Source organism: Natrinema hispanicum, from assembly GCF_004217335.1.
Lineage (GTDB): Archaea > Halobacteriota > Halobacteria > Halobacteriales > Natrialbaceae > Natrinema > Natrinema hispanicum.
Genome location: NZ_SHMP01000005.1, coordinates 187758 through 205064, shown reverse-complemented (window position 1 = coordinate 205064; position 17307 = coordinate 187758). Strand labels below are relative to the sequence as shown.

General features: G+C 64.8%; 18 protein-coding genes. 14 read left to right on the top strand and 4 right to left on the bottom strand.

Translation table 11 applies throughout. From position 1 onward, the window contains the following. Positions 1-61 precede the first annotated feature (61 nt). Positions 62-1690 (top strand): potassium channel family protein, encoded by a 1629-nt coding sequence (locus BDK88_RS13130; RefSeq protein WP_130500811.1) that lies wholly within the window; start codon positions 62-64, stop codon positions 1688-1690. Here BDK88_RS13130 and BDK88_RS13125 read toward each other — a convergent pair. After that, the gene (locus tag BDK88_RS13125; protein WP_130500810.1) at positions 1687-2640 is read right to left on the bottom strand and encodes a TIGR03557 family F420-dependent LLM class oxidoreductase; all 954 of its coding nucleotides are present in this window, start codon (positions 2638-2640) and stop codon (positions 1687-1689) included. The two genes, BDK88_RS13130 and BDK88_RS13125, sit on opposite strands and share 4 nt — an antisense overlap. A gap of 141 nt (positions 2641-2781) precedes the next feature. On the opposite strand from BDK88_RS13125, the gene BDK88_RS13120 reads away from it, so the two are divergent. The 7 genes from BDK88_RS13120 (at position 2782) to BDK88_RS13090 (ending at position 8532) form a co-directional block, all read left to right on the top strand. Next, the gene (locus tag BDK88_RS13120; protein WP_130500809.1) at positions 2782-3762 is read left to right on the top strand and encodes an ABC transporter ATP-binding protein; all 981 of its coding nucleotides are present in this window, start codon (positions 2782-2784) and stop codon (positions 3760-3762) included. Continuing rightward, positions 3759-4532 carry an ABC transporter permease gene (locus BDK88_RS13115; protein WP_130500808.1) on the top strand — a complete coding sequence of 258 codons (774 nt, stop codon included), beginning with the start codon at positions 3759-3761 and terminating at the stop codon, positions 4530-4532. Before BDK88_RS13120 ends, BDK88_RS13115 begins: the two co-directional genes overlap by 4 nt. Before the next feature lie 58 nt (positions 4533-4590). Continuing rightward, positions 4591-5943, top strand: a complete 1353-nt coding sequence (gene truD / locus BDK88_RS13110; protein WP_130500807.1) for a tRNA pseudouridine(13) synthase TruD — start codon at positions 4591-4593, stop codon at positions 5941-5943. A gap of 76 nt (positions 5944-6019) precedes the next feature. Next, the gene (locus tag BDK88_RS13105; protein WP_130500806.1) at positions 6020-6316 is read left to right on the top strand and encodes a hypothetical protein; all 297 of its coding nucleotides are present in this window, start codon (positions 6020-6022) and stop codon (positions 6314-6316) included. A 69-nt stretch (positions 6317-6385) separates the two neighbouring features. Then, positions 6386-6817, top strand: coding sequence for a zinc ribbon domain-containing protein (locus BDK88_RS13100; protein WP_130500805.1), 432 nt, complete (start codon positions 6386-6388; stop codon positions 6815-6817). A 62-nt stretch (positions 6818-6879) separates the two neighbouring features. After that, positions 6880-7716, top strand: coding sequence for a 5'/3'-nucleotidase SurE (gene surE / locus BDK88_RS13095; RefSeq protein WP_130500804.1), 837 nt, complete (start codon positions 6880-6882; stop codon positions 7714-7716). 60 nt (positions 7717-7776) lie between these two features. Further along, entirely contained in the window at positions 7777-8532 is a 756-nt protein-coding gene (locus BDK88_RS13090; protein WP_130500803.1) for a DUF2103 domain-containing protein, read from the top strand. Here the strand turns inward: BDK88_RS13090 and BDK88_RS13085 are convergent, their stop codons facing one another. Further along, the gene (locus BDK88_RS13085) at positions 8533-12003 is read right to left on the bottom strand and encodes a CARDB domain-containing protein (RefSeq protein ID WP_130500802.1); all 3471 of its coding nucleotides are present in this window, start codon (positions 12001-12003) and stop codon (positions 8533-8535) included. Between the two features lie 232 nt (positions 12004-12235). Between BDK88_RS13085 and BDK88_RS13080 the strand changes: the two genes are divergently transcribed. From BDK88_RS13080 to BDK88_RS13055, 6 genes are all read left to right on the top strand, one after another. Next, on the top strand, positions 12236-12442 hold the full coding sequence (locus tag BDK88_RS13080) for a hypothetical protein (RefSeq protein ID WP_130500801.1): 207 nt from the start codon (positions 12236-12238) through the stop codon (positions 12440-12442). A gap of 74 nt (positions 12443-12516) precedes the next feature. Next, positions 12517-12780: an eL43 family ribosomal protein gene (locus BDK88_RS13075; RefSeq protein ID WP_092928881.1), complete on the top strand. Its 264-nt coding sequence runs from the start codon at positions 12517-12519 to the stop codon at positions 12778-12780. 19 nt (positions 12781-12799) lie between these two features. Further along, on the top strand, positions 12800-12934 hold the full coding sequence (locus BDK88_RS13070) for a DNA-directed RNA polymerase subunit P (RefSeq protein ID WP_006181151.1): 135 nt from the start codon (positions 12800-12802) through the stop codon (positions 12932-12934). 9 nt (positions 12935-12943) lie between these two features. Beyond that, on the top strand, positions 12944-13213 hold the full coding sequence (locus BDK88_RS13065) for a KEOPS complex subunit Pcc1 (protein WP_130500800.1): 270 nt from the start codon (positions 12944-12946) through the stop codon (positions 13211-13213). A 284-nt stretch (positions 13214-13497) separates the two neighbouring features. Then, positions 13498-13893 (top strand): prefoldin subunit beta, encoded by a 396-nt coding sequence (locus tag BDK88_RS13060; RefSeq protein WP_008009632.1) that lies wholly within the window; start codon positions 13498-13500, stop codon positions 13891-13893. Beyond that, on the top strand, positions 13894-14148 hold the full coding sequence (locus BDK88_RS13055) for a DUF3194 domain-containing protein (RefSeq protein WP_130500799.1): 255 nt from the start codon (positions 13894-13896) through the stop codon (positions 14146-14148). It begins immediately after the preceding gene. A 175-nt stretch (positions 14149-14323) separates the two neighbouring features. Here BDK88_RS13055 and BDK88_RS13050 read toward each other — a convergent pair whose 3' ends face one another. Then, positions 14324-16600, bottom strand: coding sequence for an LUD domain-containing protein (locus BDK88_RS13050; RefSeq protein ID WP_130500798.1), 2277 nt, complete (start codon positions 16598-16600; stop codon positions 14324-14326). A gap of 1 nt (position 16601) precedes the next feature. Continuing rightward, the gene (locus BDK88_RS13045; RefSeq protein WP_130500797.1) at positions 16602-17108 is read right to left on the bottom strand and encodes an LUD domain-containing protein; all 507 of its coding nucleotides are present in this window, start codon (positions 17106-17108) and stop codon (positions 16602-16604) included. Between the last annotated feature and the right edge of the window lie 199 nt (positions 17109-17307).

Sequence of the window (17307 nt, the reverse complement as noted above, 5' to 3'; positions counted from 1 at the left end):
CGAGCCGCTCAAGGGCAGTGTTTCCGAAGCTACAAACTGCTCGACGGACACCTAACCGATGATGAATTACTGGTGGCGTCGGATCGCGCTCTCACTGGTGGCTGTTTTCGCCCTCGTGTTCGTCTATGCCGGCATCTATCAGGCCGGAATGGCCGCCTTCGAGGGGGTGAACATGTCGTACTTCGAGGCACTCCAGTTCGTGATCGAAGCGTTGACGACCGCCGGCTTCGGCGGCGATTCGGCCGACTGGCAGAGCGCCCCGACGAACCTGATGGTGATCGCGATGAACCTCACTGGCGTCTTGCTCGTCTTCCTTGCACTGCCGCTGCTCGTCGTCCCGCTGTTCCAGCAGGCGCTCGAGGACCGGCCGCCTGAGTCCACCGACCTCACCGATCACGTCGTCATCTGCTCGTACACGCCGCGATCGGACGTGCTCGCAGAGGAACTCGAGGCGGCGAACGTTCCCTACGTCTTCATCGACGACGATCCCGAACTCGTCGTCGAACTCGATCGCGACGGCATCGACGCCATCTACGGCGAACTCGATCAGGCAGAGACGCTTCGTGCGGCAAACGCCACCGACGCCCGGGCGCTCGTCACCGACATCGACGACGAGACCAACGCGATGGTGATCCTCACCGCTCGGGAACTCTCGAGCGAGTTAACGATCGTCAGCGTCGTCGAGGACGCGGACGTCGCGAGCTACCACCGCTACGCTGGAGCCGACGAGATCGTCCGCCCGCGACGGGTACTCGGCCAGAGCCTCGCAACGAAGGCGACGACGGCAGTCTCAACCGAGCTTCGAGACACGATCGAACTCAGCGAGGACTTTACGGTGACCGAGCTGCTCGTTCAGGCACACAGCGACCTCGTCGGCCAGACGATACCGGAGTCGGGCATTCGCGATCGCATGGGGATCACTGTCATCGGCGCGTGGTTCAACGGCGAGTTCGTCCCCGTTCCCGGCCCCGACGACGTGATCGACGACAACACGATCTTGCTCGTCGCGGGCCGTCGTGACGACCTCACGGAACTGAAATCGCGAACGGTGTCGACCCTGCAGCGCCGCCCGGAACGCGTGGTCGTCGGCGGCTACGGCGTCGTCGGCCAAGCCGCGGTGGAAACGCTAGCCGATGAGGGCATCACCACGTTCACGATCGATACCGTCGACGCCGACGGTGTCGATATCGTTGGGAGCGTCACCGACGAACCGGTCCTCGAGACGGCGGGTGTCACCGACGGCCGCTCGGTCGTGCTGACCCTCGACGACGATGCAGCGTCGATCTATGCCACGCTGGTCATCAAACAGATCGCGCCCAGTATCGAGATCATCGTCCGAGCGAACGAAACCGAGAACATTCCGAAGTTCTACCGGGCCGGTGCGGAGTACGTCCTCTCGCTGTCGACGGTGACCGGCCGGATGCTCGCGTCAGTGCTGATCGAAGACGAAGAGGTCCTCACGCCGGAGACGCAGTTCGAGCTCGTCCGGACGGCCGCACCGGAACTCGTCGGCCGAAGCCTCGGAGACGTCGATCTACGGGCGCGGACAGGGTGTACCGTCGTCGCGGCCGAACGCGGCGACGAGTTGCTGACCGATCTCGGGCCGGAGTTTATCATCCGAGAGGACGATACGCTGATCGTCGCGGGCAGCGACGAGGCGATCAACCAGTTCGTCGCGGTTGCAACCTAGAACGACGGTAACACCTCCTCCTCGTAGAACTCGAGTGCCGTCGCTTGCTCCGGGCCGATCTGGTGGTAGTACACGTGGTCGTAGCCGGTATCGATCGCCGCCTCGATGCTGTCGATATGGGCCTGCGGGTCCGGTTCGGTCGTCGTCCCGCTCTCAGCGATGTCTTCTCGCTCGACCAACTGCGCTGCCTGCTCGAAGTGGGCCGGCGTCGACAGCTCCTGGCCGAGTTCGCCCGGAATCGAGCCGTTGGGCCACTGCTCGTAGATCGTGTCGATCGCCTCGTCCTCGCTGTCGGCATAGCAGCCGTGTAACTGGGTGTATTTCGGCCCGTCGCCGCCCGCATCCTCGTAGGCCTCGACTGGCTCCGATTTCGGGCCGGAACACCAGAGCCCGTCCGCGTTGTCGGCGACCCACCGGGCCGTCTGCGACCCGAACGCGCTCCCGATCACCGTCGGCTGGTCGTCGGGGACGGTGTAGAGTCGGGCGTTCTCGACAGTGTAGTGGGTGCCGTGATGGCTCGTCGTCCCGCCCGTCCACAACTTCCGCATGACGTCCATCGCTTCGTCGAGTTTCGCGAGGCGGACGGCGTGTTCGGGCCAGCGCTCGCCGGTGACGTGCTCGTTTAGGTTCTCGCCGGTGCCGACGCCGAACGTAAAGCGGTCGCCGAGCATCTCGTCGATGGTCGCGACGGCGTGGGCGACGTTGACCGGATGGATGCGGGTCGTCGGACAGGTGACGCCGACGCCGACCTCGATTTCGTCGGTCACCGTCGCAATTGCGCCGAGTGTCGACCAGACGAACGGCGATTCCCCCTGTGCGGAGACCCACGGGTGGAAGTGATCCGAGATCGAGACGAAATCGAAGCCAGCCTTCTCGGCGCGACGGGCGATGTCGACCAGTTCCGTCGGGCCGAACTCTTCGCTCGAGAGGGTGTATCCGAGCTGGGGCATTCTCGAGGCAGTACCACAGTCCGGCCGGTAACGGTTGAGCCTGCGACGGCAAGAGCGCGGTTCGTACTCGCGTCGCTCGCGCCGACCCCCGCGGCCGGCCGAATCGAACCCCTTACCCGCGATGCGTGGGAACCGACCCCTATGGAAGCCGTAGTCGAAGCAACGGATCTCGAGAAGACCTACGGCGAGACCGTCGCCCTGTCACGGGCCTCGCTGTCGGTTGCACGCGGCGAGGTCTTCGCACTGATCGGGCCGAACGGGGCCGGGAAGACGACACTCGTCCGCGCGCTGACGGGGACGACCGAACCCGACGACGGTAGCGCGCGAATCCTCGGCGCATCGCCAGCAGCCGTCGATCGCGACCGGCTCGGTGTGTTGCCACAGGAGTTCTCGCCGCCGGGCCGGCTCAGCGCTCGCGAACTGCTCGCGTACTACGCCGGCCTCTACGACGACGCGCGCGACCCCGAGGACGTCCTCGCGGATGTCGGCCTCGTCGACGCCGGCGACACCTGGTACGAGGACCTTTCGGGCGGCCAACAGCGCCGGGCCTGCGTCGGCTCCGCGCTGGTCAACGACCCCGATCTGCTCTTTCTCGACGAGCCGACGACGGGCATCGATCCCGCCGGTCGGCGCACCGTCTGGCGGCTGATCGAGGATCTCGCCGACGCCGGGACGACGGTCGTCCTCACGACACACGACATGGCCGAAGCCGAGCGACTCGCCGACCGCGTCGGCCTGCTCGCCGACGGCTCGCTTGTCGCCCAGGGCACACCCACCGACCTCGTCCGGGACCATGGCGGCTCGAGTCGGCTCACCATCGAGACAGAAGCGGATCCTGACGCCTTTGCCGACCTCGCGTATCCGGTCGACCGACCGGAACGCAGTCGGGGCCGAACCCCCGACAACGCGGTCGTCGTCCGCGATATCGACCCTGCCGCGATCGGGAGCGTCGTCGACTACCTCGAGACACATACCATCGCCTACACCGAGCTCTCGTGGGCCGAACCGGATCTCGAGGACGTCTATCTCGCGCTGGCCGACGCGACCGAACGCGAGCGGACGGATCGCCTCGAGAGCGAGAGCGGAGCCACAGACCTCCCACAGGCGGGTGAGACCGCATGAGCCGGATGGGACGCGTCGGAGCCGAGACGAGCGCCGGCTGGCGATCCTTTGTCCGCCGACGGACGGCAGTCTTCTTTACGTTCTTCTTCCCGGTCATCCTGATCGTTATCTTCGGCGCACTGATCCGCACCGATCCGACGGGAGAGGGACTGTTCACGGAGCCGGCAGCTTACTACGTGCCGGGCTATCTCGCCGTTGTCGTCCTCTTTACGCCGCTGTCGCGGATGGGCAGTGAGGTCGCACGCCACCGCGAGGGCAGTCGGTTCGAGAAACTCGCGACGACGCCCCTTACTCGAGGGGAGTGGTTGCTCGCCCAGACTGCAGTCAACGCCGCGATCATCGGACTGGCGAGCCTGCTCATCCTCGGCCTGGTGATCCTGCTGACTGGCGCACAAATCGCGTTCTCGCCGCTTTTGATTCCGTACATCTTGATCGGCGTCATCTGTTTCTGTGGCGTCGGCGCGATGCTCGGCAGCTACACCGACTCCCAAGACGGCGCGGTCGCCGCCAGCAACGCGATCGGGCTGCCGCTGCTCTTTCTCTCGGAGACGTTCATCTCGCTGTCGCAGCTGCCCGCCTGGTTCGGCCCGCTCGTGAATCTCTCGCCGTTGACCTACTTCGCACGCGGCGTGCGGGCCGCGACGTACACGGGCACAGAGGTGCCCGCGGTCGCCGGCATCGATCCGGCACTCGCGAATCTCGGAATCCTCACTGCACTCGCTGTCGTTGCCTTCGCGCTCGGCGCGCGGTCGATCCCGCGGACGGACTAGTCGGCCGCCGCGAGAACGAACCGATTTAGGCTCCGCACACCAAGCCCCGGCAACCAGCATGCGCCCAGCCCATCCCACCGAGCAGGCCGTCGGTATGGACCACTACGTTAGCGATACCGACGGCGTCGGCGGCCGCCTTCGCGAGGACGACGAACATTTCCGGGTGCGCGAACTCGAGCGCTTCGACACCGAACCCGTCGACGCCTCGATGGACGCCTACCCGCATCTCGTCTTCCGGGCGACGCTGCAGGGTTGGGATACGAACGACTTCGCGTCGCGGGTCTCCGATGCGCTCGGGATCTCTCGCGAACGCGTCAACTGGGCCGGGACGAAAGACAAGTACGCCGTCACCACACAGCTGTTTTCGGTCTACGGTGCTGACCCCGCGGACATCCCCGATATCAATGGGGCCGAGATCGAGGTACTGGGGCGGGCCGGACGAAACCTCGAGTTCGGCGACCTTGCGGGCAACGCCTTCGAACTCGTCGTCAGCGATCCCGACCGACCCGACAACGCCGCCGCGATCACCGACGAACTGCACGCGTTCGGTGGGCTCGAGGACCAAGGGAGCGACGAGGCGACCTCGATCGGCGTCCCCAACTTCTTCGGCCAGCAGCGCTTTGGCAGCCGTCGGCCGGTCACCCACGAGGTCGGCCTCGCGATCGCTCGCGGCGACTGGGAAGGCGCAGTGATGGCCTACCTCGGGAACCCGACGGACGCAGAACCGGAGTCGACCCAGGAAGCCAGAGCCTTCGTCGAGGAAACGCGCGACTGGCAGGAAGCACTCGAGCGAGTTCCCCACCGGCTCCGGTACGAACGCTCGATGATCCACGCGCTCGCCGAGTACGATGGCGAGCCCGGTCCCGACGAGTTCCGGACCGCCCTCGAGCGCGTGCCCTCGAACCTCCAGCGGCTGTTCGTCCACGCAGCCCAGTCGTACGCGTTCAACCTGATGCTCTCCAAGCGGCTCGAGCGCGGCCTGCCGTTCGATCGCCCCGTCGACGGCGATGTGGTCTGCTTTTCCGATACCGACGCTCCCGAGGGCCTCGAATTGCCCGACCCCGACCGACTCCAGCGCGTCGACGAGCGCCGCGTCGACTCGGTGACGCGCCACTGCGAGCGTGGCCGGGCGTTCGTCACCGCACCGCTGGTCGGCACCGAGACGGAGTTGGCCGACGGCGAGCAAGGCGAGATCGAACGCGCCGTCCTCGACGACCTCGGCCTCGAGCCGGCGGATTTCGACCTTCCCGGCGAGTTCCACTCGACGGGCACCCGGCGGGCGATCCTCCTGCGGACGGACTTGTCGCTCGAGACCGACCCGCTGACGCTCTCGTTTGCACTCCCCAAGGGATCGTACGCGACGGTCGTCTCCCGGGAGTACCTGAAAGTCGATCCGGTCGACCTCGGCTAACGCTGTTGTACCCGGCAGCGACGCATCTCGAGACGGTCGCCGAAGCGTTTAGACGGCGGTGCGAGTAGACTCGCACATGATCGGCACGGACGAGACCCGCGAGATCGTCGATTGGCGGAAGACGACCGAAGACGGGCAACCGATGTACGAAATCGAGTACAGCGAGCCGGTTCCGGAGCCGACGGGGCGATCGAAGCCGCTCTTCGGCGCGAGCAGCGGCGGGACGGTACCGGCCGGCGAGCAGTCGTTTCTGCTGCCGGACGGCGAGCGAATTCCCGCGACAGAGGCAGCCTGCGAGGCCGACGGGACCACGCTACGCGTCCGCCACGAGCCATCGACGCTGGCTCGTCTCCGGCGATACCTACCGTGGTGACCGGGGCTGATCTCGACCGCGTGCAGGGTCGCTGACAGCCTTTTGCCTACTCGCGTCCAACGAATACCCATGCGTAGCAAACGCGTCCAACGAGAGATCGACGACCTCGTCGCGCAGGGCTGGCGAATCGAGGAGGAGACGCCCGACCGCGTCGTGATGGTCGACAGAGAGTTCGGCTCAGTCGGCTCGCACATCGTCGTCGCGCTGCTGACGTTCTGGTTCTCGCTGGGCGTTGGAAACGTCGTCTGGGCGGCCTACAACTACGTCTCGAACTCGCGGCGTCGCGTGCTCTGGGAAGACGACGACGCCTGTCCGGCATGTGGGGCCGTTGTGTCGGCGACCGATGACTACTGCCCGTCCTGTGGCGACCCCCTCGAGACTGGCACCGACCCGACCGGCGCGATCACCTGTCCCGACTGTGAGGCGGTCGTCACCGACGGCTCGCGGTACTGCCCGGCCTGCGGGGCAAAACTCTCGAATACGGTCGATACGGCCTCGTAGCGGACGCCGCACTGACGAACCGAACTGATAGGTACATCGACCGCTAGACGGTGTATACGGCAATGGAACTGGATTCTGACCCCCACATTCTCCTGACGAACGACGACGGGATCGACGCACCCGGCATCCGGGCACTGTACGACGCGCTCCAGTCGGTCGGTACGGTCACCGTCGTCGCGCCCGACCGGAACCGCAGCGCTGTCGGCCGCTCGCTCTCATATGGCCGGACGCGATCCTCGCCCGACGACCTTTCGCTGGATCTAGAAGCGGATTCCTTTACCTCACCGGTGCCCCACACCGACCACGAACTCGGCTACGCGGTCGACGGTACCCCCTGTGACTGTGCCATCGTCGGTGTCAATGCCGTAGAGCCCGACCCCGATATCGTCGTCTCGGGCTGTAACTCCGGTGCGAATCTGGGTGCCTACGTCTTCTCCCGGTCGGGGACAGTCAGCGCCGCAATGGAGGCGGCGTTCCTCGAGACGCCGTCGATCGCCGTCTCGATGGACACGCTCGGCTATGACGGGGAGCTCGAGCCGACCGATTTCGAGCGCGCCGCCGAGATCACCGCCACGATCGTCGACGGTGCACCCGGGACCGGCCTGTTCGACCGCGTCGACTACCTGAATGTCAACGTTCCCCGTCCGGGTCTCGAGCCGAACGGCTATGCGATTACGCGCCCGACTCGGGTCTACGAGATGGACGCGACAGTCGACGATGGCAACTTCCAGCTCACGAACAAACTCTGGCAGCAGATGTCCAATCGAGACATTCCCGATCCCGAAGACACCGACCGCCACGCCGTCCTCGCCGGTCAGGTCTCGATCTCGCCGCTTCGTATCCCCTACGACGTCGTCGATACCGAGGCCGTTCGGACGATCATCGATCGCATCCTGTAGCGCCGCGACCGCCGGCGAGGAAACACGGCTGTTTTACACGATCAGTGTCAAGAGACGACTATGGAGTGTCGTCACTGTGCGTCGCCGCTCGAGAAACCTGGCGACTACTGTCTGGTCTGCCGGGATGCCAACACCGAGGCGATCGTCCTCGAGGCGGCACGTGACAGAGCGACCATCACGATGCTCGCGGGTGACGACGAGACACACGGGGACGATTCCCGAGACCCCGACGAGCAGATCCTCGGGAAGACGACGATCACGACGACGCCGGAGGACGGCGAGAACGAGCCGATCGAACTCCGGAACTTTGCGGGCCTGATCGGCGACGAAATCCGCCGGAAGCGCCCCGAGGAGGTCTACGCCGGAGGCACACGGGACGTTATCCGGGCCGTCCGCGAGCGCATCCACTATCCGTTCTACCGCGTCGACGACGACGATCCCGTCGAAGCCGTCCTCGAGCGCCGTGGCAATCGCGCACTCGACGTCGTCGAGACGCCGCCGGCCGAGAAGATCGGCGGCAGCCACACAACGCTCATCGGCGGCCGGACGGGGATGGAGGCGATCCACGCCGTCGCAGGCCATCCCCACGTCAAGAAGGTCATTCCGGGGCCCATCGATGCCGGCGGCAAAGGCTCTCAGTCTGGCATGCGCGCGAAGGTCACCCGCGCCGACAATGGCGGCAACGTTCGAATGTTGCTCCGGGACGGCTCGAGCGTCCAGGAAAATCGCGTCGTGACGACCGCTCGAGATCGGGAGATGGGCGAGCGGATCCGGGCGGATTTGAACGACGTGCTCGCTGACGCGGAGTTTCAGTAGCTATTCTTCGACCGATTCGACTGATTGATTATCCGGCTGCCCATCAACCGGTTCCTCCAGGGTGTCTTCTGTCTGTTCGTCTCCGGGTGAGTCGGGCGATTCCGGTTCCTCGGAGGGGACAGGTTCCTCCGGCGGCTCTGATTCTTCGGGACTGTCTTGCTCTTCCGGTGATCCTGGTTCCTCGGGCGAGTCAGGCTCTTCCGGTGGTCCCGGTTCCTGGGGAGCGTCGGGCTCTTCTGGCGGTTCTGGTTCCTCTGCGTCAGGCTCTTCCGGTTGCTCGTCGGGAGTGCTATCGGGCGATTCGCCAGCCGTTTCGGGCTCAGTCACCGTGAGCTGGGTCGACGCAGTGTCATCGTCGGTGCGCACGGTTGCGGTGCGGTCACCGACATCCGTCGAGGTCGTCGCATACGTCAGCGTGACTGATACCGTCTCGTCGGCAGCGAGTGACACAGATTGGGTGTCGACGCCCTGTTGCTGGCCGATATCCAGGGACACGTTAGTCTCGCCGGCTTCGGTGCCGACGTTCGTCACCTCGGCGGTCACCTCGAGTGTCTCACCGGCCACCACGGGAGCTGTCGTCTCGAGGATGGCGACCGAAAACGCGGGCTCCGAATCTCGATACTCGCCGGCTGGCTCCGTCTCGGCCCGGAGCGTCTCGTCGTAGAGATAGTGCTCGAGGTCGATCTCCCAGACGAGTCGCTCGTCGTTGGTTTGGGGCGTCCACTCGACGGCGAACGAGTGGGTACCGGGCTCGAGCGCGGGCGGTTCGGCCCCAGTTGTTCCCGCGACGAACGCGCCGCCAACGAGTTCGAGATCGTTCGGGTTCTCGTAGCCGAACGTAACTGTGTAGCTGTCGCCTTCTGCGGGCGTGACGTCCTCGAGTGCGATCATCGGCCGCTCGGGCCGGCGTTCGTCGATGCAGTCGTTTGGGTTGCTTTCGCGGCGCTCATCCGATTCGAACCAGTTGAGGAAGACGGTCCCGATAGTCGAGCCGAAGCCGTCGTCTCGGAGTCCGACGATGACCTCGTCGTCAGTCCGCTCGAGGACCCCTTCGTTATCGCTGATCTGGAGCCGAATCGTCCCGGAAAACGGGGCATCGATCGCGTCGCCGATCGTGAGCCCCGGATGGGCGTTGCCGACGCCTACCGAGTCGACGAAGAGCGTCTCGACGGTCAGATCATCGCCGTCTTCGAACGTTCCGGAGACGGTCGCCTGCGTGCAGTCGACGAATTCGATCTCGAAGTCCCTGTCATCGGTACCGTAGACGAGGACCGTCCGTTCGTCCGAGGCAACGGCGCTCTCGACGCGAACCGGGAACTCTTGGTCGTTTTCCACGAGTGCCGTTTCGAACGCCATCGTGACCGTCTCACGGGCACCCGGTTCGAGCCGTATCGACGCGGTATCCACGACGGTTGGATCGTGGCCGACGACGAACTCGAGATCCTGCGTCACGGTGACCTCGCTCGCGTTCTCGACTTCGGCGGTCACCTCGAGGACGTCGCCAGCGTCGACGGGATCGTTCGTCCCGGTGATCGTCACGGTTACATCGACATCGTCTGTGCCGATCACCTCGACGTCGCGGACGGCCGCGTCGTCGTCGCTTTCGACCCGTACGGGAAACGTCTGAGTTCGCCGGACGAGCGCCGTTTCGAATTCGAGACCGACCGTCTCGGTCTCGCCGCCGGCGACCGTCACCGACTGGGAATCGACGAGTTCGGGATCGTGACCGACGATCAGTTCGATTTCCTGGGTCGTCTCCGACTCGGCAGTGTTCTCGAGTGTTGCGGTCACCTCGAGGACATCGCCGGTCGTGACCGGATCGTTCGTCTCGATGTTCGTCACTGCCAGCGGCGGCTCGTCGACGTAGACGAAGACAGGAACCTCGTCCGAATCACTCTCGGTTTCGATCCGGGCCGGGAACTCTTGAGCATTCCTGATGACTGCGGTCTCGTACCCCATCGTGACCGTCTCGGATTCGCCAGACTCGAGCGAAACCACCGCCGTATCGACCACCGTCGGATCGTGACCGACGATCAACTGCACCGCTCGCGTAAGGCCCGTGGTGTGGCTGTTCTCGAACTCGGCAGTCACCTCGAGAAACTCGCCCGTCTGGACCGGTGCGTTGGTCTCCACGATCGTCACGTCCAGTCCGATATCCTCGGTGCCGATCACTTCGACCGTCCGTTCATCGGCGCTGTCTTCGGTTTCGACCCGCGCGGGGAACGTCTGGGTTCGCCGGACGACCGCCGTTTCGAACTCGAGATCGATCGTTTCGGACTCGCCCCCGCCGACCGTTACCGACTGGCTGTCGACGAGTTCGGGATCGTGGCCGACGATCAGATCGACGTCCTGTGTTATTTCGGTGTCGGTCGTGTTCTCGACCGTCGCCGTGACCTCGAGCACCTCGCCGGCGTCGACGGGATCGTTCGTTTCGGTGATCGACACGGCCAGGTCCGCGTCGGTTTCACCGACATCGTCGATCACCCACGGCCGTTCGGACGTGATCGTTCCATCCTCACTGATTACCCAGGTGATGATCGGACAGCCGTGGCAGCCGCTCTCGAGCGTGAGCGTCGCGGTGTCTTCGCTCCCGCTCACCGCTGTCTCACCGAGGATGACATCCGCGTGGCCGAGCCACCAGACGACGCGGTCGAGCGCGCCGTCGGGATGTGCGACATCCAGTTCGAGTTCGATCGATTCGTCGGTGGTCACCGCGAGTGACTCGTCGGCCGGCCGCCTGCCCTCGATGGTCGGCGCTGCGGTCCCGGTTTCCGCCACGGTGATCGTCCACGTCGCTCGACGGGGGTTCTCGTCGCCGACGGCAGCAGCGACCTCGTAGGTGCCTGCCGAGTCGAACGTCGTCTGCCAGTAGTCGGCTCCCCGATGGCCGTAGTACGTGCTAAACCAAGGTCCCATCGACCAACCGACGTACTCGCCATCGACGAACCACTGTGTTCGCCCACCGTACTCCCCAAGTGCGTCGGATTCGACCTCGAAGAGCACCGTCGTCCCCGGCTGTACCGTCAGCTCCGGGTCCGGTGATAGCTGTGCGGTGTCCAATTCCTCGACGGCGAGGACGTCGACAGTGCGTTCAGCCGTGTCGTCGTCGGTCTCGAACCGAATCGTGACCGTCTCGTCCTGGCTGACGGGATAGGTACGATAACTGAAGTAGTCGATCGTCTCGGTTTCACCGGGACCAACCGTCGTTTCGACGGTCGATCGATGTTCGCCCTCGTAAAAACTCTCGACTGTTGCCCGTACTGCCGCCGTACCTGTGTTTTCGACCGCTACGCTCACCTCGAGCAGCGATCCACCTTCGACGGGCGCGTTCGTCTCGACGATTCGAACCCCGGTGGTGCCGTCGTCCTGAACGGCACGCCGCCTCGCGACCTCTCGTTCGATCGCTTCCACACTCCCCGTAAGCGTCGCCGCCAGACCGCCCCCGGCGGCGAGATAGCGTCGTCGCCGCATGGGTACGCTGTCCACGACGGAACCCATAATACATTGTCACCGTTTGCTTGATCGTCATTCTGCAGCGGTAACGAGACGCGAAACAGGTGGATAGGTGCCGTCAGCGAGTCTCAAAGAGGTGTGTCACGCACAGTATCGGCGGGCGCAAATACTGTCAGTACCCAATGGAAGTGACACTTCCTGCTGGTTGTCCGAGCCTTAACCGGACGGCTGTAATTAGATATAATTAGCCATGGTCGAGCGACCGGACGCCGTCCTCACGCTGATCCCGCTGCTGGCGGTCAGTGGCCTCGCCGTTCGCACACTGCTTGCGGTACCGAGTATCGGATCGGGACTGTTCACGACGCCGCTTGCGGCGGCCGGCTATCTCGCTGCACTCGCGCTCATTCTGGTGGAACTGCTGGCGTGGCCGGTCGCCCAGCGGCTCAGTGGGTCGTGATCGGCGTCGATCGCGTTCGCGAATCGACGCGACTCAACAGGTTTAAGAATCCGCTGGCGATAGAGAGCACTACTATGGCCAAGAAAGGACAGGTCGGTAGCGCTGGCCGCTTCGGTGCCCGCTACGGCCGCGTCGCACGACGTCGCGTCAGCGAGATCGAAGACGACATGCAAAACGCCGAAGTCGACGGCGACGACGTCACCCGCGTCGGCACTGGTATCTGGAAGAACGAGGAAACTGGCGAGGTCTTCACCGGCGGTGCCTACCGCCCGGAAACCCCCGCCGGCCGCACCGTCCAGCGCTCCATCCGCGCTGCCCTCTCCGAGGACGACGACTAACACCCCCTTTAGGTCCCGTATGAGTTACAAATGCTCTCGCTGTAAACGCGACGTCCAGCTCGACGAGTACGGTGGCGTCCGCTGTCCCTACTGCGGCCACCGCGTGCTCCTGAAAGAACGCAGCCGCGACGTCAAAGAAGTCGACGTCCAGTAACGCGCCAGCGTGTCTTCTCACGACGCGACCCTCGAGTTCGACTACGAGAGCACCGCGCGTGCCGAACTCGTCGCCGCAAGCGTCGCCCGCGAAATCGGCGAGATCGACGACGACCGCTCGCGGACGACCCTCAAGCGGGACGGCGCTCGCGTTTGCATCGAGATCGATGCCGACGATGTGATCGCCTTACGCGCCGCGTTGAACACCTGGTTTTCGCTGGTCGATGTCGCCGAACGGACTGCCGACGCTGGGTTGGGCGTTCTCGAGTCCAATCAGTAGATAGCGACTCGTTCGCGATCGATACTGGCAGACCTGCAGTCCTTTATCGTCACTTTCAACCCACCGGAGCGGACTCCCGTCAGTCAGTTCCGGTACACCCGCGACCCGCACTGCGGCCCCACCGGCACATCGGGACAGCAGCCCGTATGAATGGTGGCCCAGACCGTGACGTGGCTCGGACTGGAGACCGGAGTGAGCCCGGTCGGGAATCAAAAACGGGGCGGACTCGATCTGGACGAAGCACAAAGCTTGGCTTTATCAGTCCGGAGGGCGAGGGTCGAGGTATGCAAGGAAACCTGCCGCCGGAAGCACAGGAGAAAATCGAACAGCTACAGGATCTGCAGGAGACGGCACAGCAAGTCGCCGTCCAGAAACAGGAAGCGGAAACCGGTCTCACCGAGGCCCAGAACGCCCTCGACGAACTCGAGAACATCGACGAGGAGACGACCATGTACCGCAGCGTCGGCGAACTGCTCGTCGAGACTGACTACGACCAGGCAGAGGAAGACTTAGAGGACAAGGTCGACTCGCTCGAGCTCCGCCTCGAGACCCTCGAGAAGCAGGAAGACCGCGTACAGGACCAGTTCGAGAGCCTGCAGGACGAGCTCGAAGAACTGCTCGGCGGCGGCATGGGCGGCGGTCCGAGCCCAGCTGGCGGTCCCGGCGCTGGCGGCGCATAAATGCCGACTGACGAGCCGACGGCCGACGACGTCGTCCAGACGGCGTCGGACGCTGCGGAAGGCTACGTCTTCTCGCAGTACAAACAGTCGGCCGTTCGCGATCTCGACGTCACCGTGACGTTCGAAGACGGCGTCCTCGAGGTCGACGTCTACCTCAACGTGCCCGAGGACGACGGCGAGGCCGATCCCGAACAGGTCGCCGACGATGCCGCGCTCACGGCTCGGCAAGCGGTCGACGAGCTGTTCGAGGAATAACGACGCAATCCCGCGTTCTGAATAGCCTCTTTCGGCCTCTCTGAGACCCCTTCTCTAGTCAGTGCGGAGCTCGTGGTCTCCGTGTGAGTGGCGTAGCTGTGTTCGGGTGTTCGCCGGTGGACAGTGCCGACGCGGTGAGTGCTACAACTCACTCAAACGGCCGTACCGGCGGCCGCTACAGCCGAGAGCCGGGTGCCAGCAACTCGATCGGATGTGGCACGTCCCGCTCGAGCAATCCCTCGAGTTGGTCGCCACACGACGTGCCAGACGCGACGACCGTTTTGGCACCGGCGACCTGTTGGGCCAGTCGCTCGCCGACATCCACACTGAGTTCGTAGTACTCGCGTTTGTAGCCGAAGGAACCAGCCATCCCACAGCACTCGGCACTCGAGGTGTCGGGCGCGTAGCCACAGCGCTCGAGGACGGCGACCGTCGGTGCCTCGAGATCGAGCGTGCGCTGCTGGCAGTGGGAGTGGTAGGCGACCGGTTCCGCGCCGTTGCCGGTCGACAGCGCCGACGGGTCTGCCCCGTTCTCGAGCAGTCCGTAGACGTACTCACAGATCTCGTAACTATTGTCGCGCAGGCGCTCGAACGACCGCTCGGGCAGCAGCCGCTCGTACTCGCGGTGCATGGCTGCCAGATCAGAGGGTTCGACGACGACGACATCTCGGCCGGCATCGAGGTCCTCAGCCAGCGCAGCGTAGAGCCGGCTGGCCTGCCGGTCTGCGGTCGCGACCATCCCCTGGGAAAGCGCCGCGCGGCCGCTTTCGGGCAGGTCCGGAACGCACACTGGGATGCCCAGCGCCTCGAGCGTTCGGACGGCGGCTTTTCCACGGTCGACGTCGACGTAGTTCGTGTAGATGTCGGGATAGAGGACGACCTCGCGGTCGATATCTGCTTCATTGGCCCGAGACGCTCGTCGACTCGAGGCGGCTTTGCCACCTCGCTTCTCGAACCAGTCGACGAGCGATTCGCGCTGGAACGCGGGCAGCTCGCGCCGCCGGTCGATCCCGAGGGTGCGCTCGAGCAGCCCGCGGATGGGATCGGCGTCGGCCAGCCAGTTCGAGAGCGGTGCGGTCACGCTTGCGGCTTTCGCGACTGTGCCGATGTTGCCGAAAAAGCGCTTGCCGAGGTCGATCCCACCGTCTTCCATGTCGGGTGTGAGACCGTCGACGAGGAAGTCGGTGGCCGCCGGTTCCTCGTTGCGGTTGATCCGATCCCGGACGACGGTGTTGATCCACGGGATGTCGATCTTGACCGGGCAGGCGTCGACACAGCGCGAACAGCCGGTACAGAGGTCGTTGAACTCTGCGGCCGACTCCTGACTGTGGACGCCGGCCTCCCAGCCGGTTGCGATTCCGCCGGAGTAGGTCTCGCCGCCGAAGCCGTGGCCGCCAACGGACTGGAAGTTCACACACGAGTTCGAACAGGCCCCACACCGAATGCAATACAGCGTTTCCCGGAGCTGGTCGTCCTCGCGCATGTCCATGCGGCCGTTGTCCAGCAAGACGAGATGGAAGTCACGGTCCGTCTGCTCTTCATCGCCGGCCGTGATCGGCTCCTCGGGGTCGTCGAAGTCCAGCGTCGGCGAGTCGGTCGGCGGCGAGAGCATCGTCACGTACTGTGCGATCGACTGGCCCGTCGCGCTCTTGGCGATGAGGTCGACGAACGGCTCGAGGTCCGACAGCGTCGGAATCAGCTTCTCGACGCCTGCGATCGCGACATGAGTGTCGGGCGTGACCGCACACTTGCGCGCGTTGCCCTCGTTCGTGACGAGGGTGATCGTCCCACTGTCTGCGACGACGAAGTTCGCGCCGGTGATTCCCACGTCGGCCTCCTGGATGTGATCGGCGAGATAGTCGCGGGCAAACTGGGTGAGTTCTTCGGCTGTTTCCAACGGCTCGTCGGGATCGAATCGCTCGTTGAACAACTCGGCGATCTCCGCGCGCTCGAGGTGCATCGCCGGCCCGACGATGTGTGAGGGCGTATCGTCCGCAACCTGCAGTACCCACTCGCCGAGGTCGGTCTCGGTGACCTCGATTCCCGCAGCTGCGAGCGCGTCGTTGAGATCGATCTCCTCGGTCGTCATGGACTTCGATTTGACGACCGACGGGGTGTCGCCATCGCCAGCGATCCCGTGTTCTTCGGTCTGGGTGTCGACGACATCGGCGACGTACGCGTTCGCATCCGCCGCGTCGTCGGCGACGTAGACGGTGCCGCCGTTTGCTTCGACCGCGTCCCTGACGGTGTCGATTAAATCGGGAAGCCGGTCGATGGCGTCTTCCTTGATCGCCCGCGCCTCGGATCGCAGCGCCTCGAGATCGTCAGCCGCATCGTACGCCTCTCCCCGCTGTGCGTGGAACGAACTCGCTTTCGCGTGGACGGCGTCGCCTTCGGTCTCGAGCAGGTGCCGGATGTGGTCGGCCTGCTGCGACTTGGTTCGCTGAGCCATCTTAGCGGTCCTCCACGACGATCACGTCGACGTCACCGGGGCCGTGGACGCCATGGACGAGATCGCCCATGTCCGCGGTCGCGCTCCGACCGGTCGCGAAGACGACGCTGTCCTGACCCGCCGCGAAGCCGTCGGCGAGACGGTCGAAGCCGGCGCTCAGGTCCGGGACTACGTCGCTTTCTGCGACGACCGCGACGTGGCGATCCGGATAGAGGCTGATCGCTTCTGCGCCGTCGGCCGTCGACTCGACGGCGACGGTACCATACTCCGCGATCGCAAAGCCGACCGGCGTCACGCCCGTTCGGGCGGCCTCGAAGTCGGCACTCGTCGGCTCCGTCGTCACCGATTCGGGGAGCGTGACACCCTCGAACGGCAGCGGCGCGCCGACAGCTGGCTCCTCGACGATCATCTCGATCCGTTCGCTCGCGTCGGCGGCCGGAACGCGCTCGAACCCCACTTCGAGTCCCTCGAGTGCGCGCTCGAACCGGCCGACAGTGTCGACTGTCATCAGTACTCATATCTAAGCGGACGGTGAAGACACTGACGGTCGATTTGGGATGGCGATCGGGCTGTCGACCGCGACGACCAGAGCCGTGTGATGGAGTTCGATAGGCCGTCTATCGATATCCGAGGTTGTATTTAGGGCGAATGTGTTGGGAATTATTGTGTGAGCTACTTCGAGTCGTTCGGCGAACGAGCCATGTGGT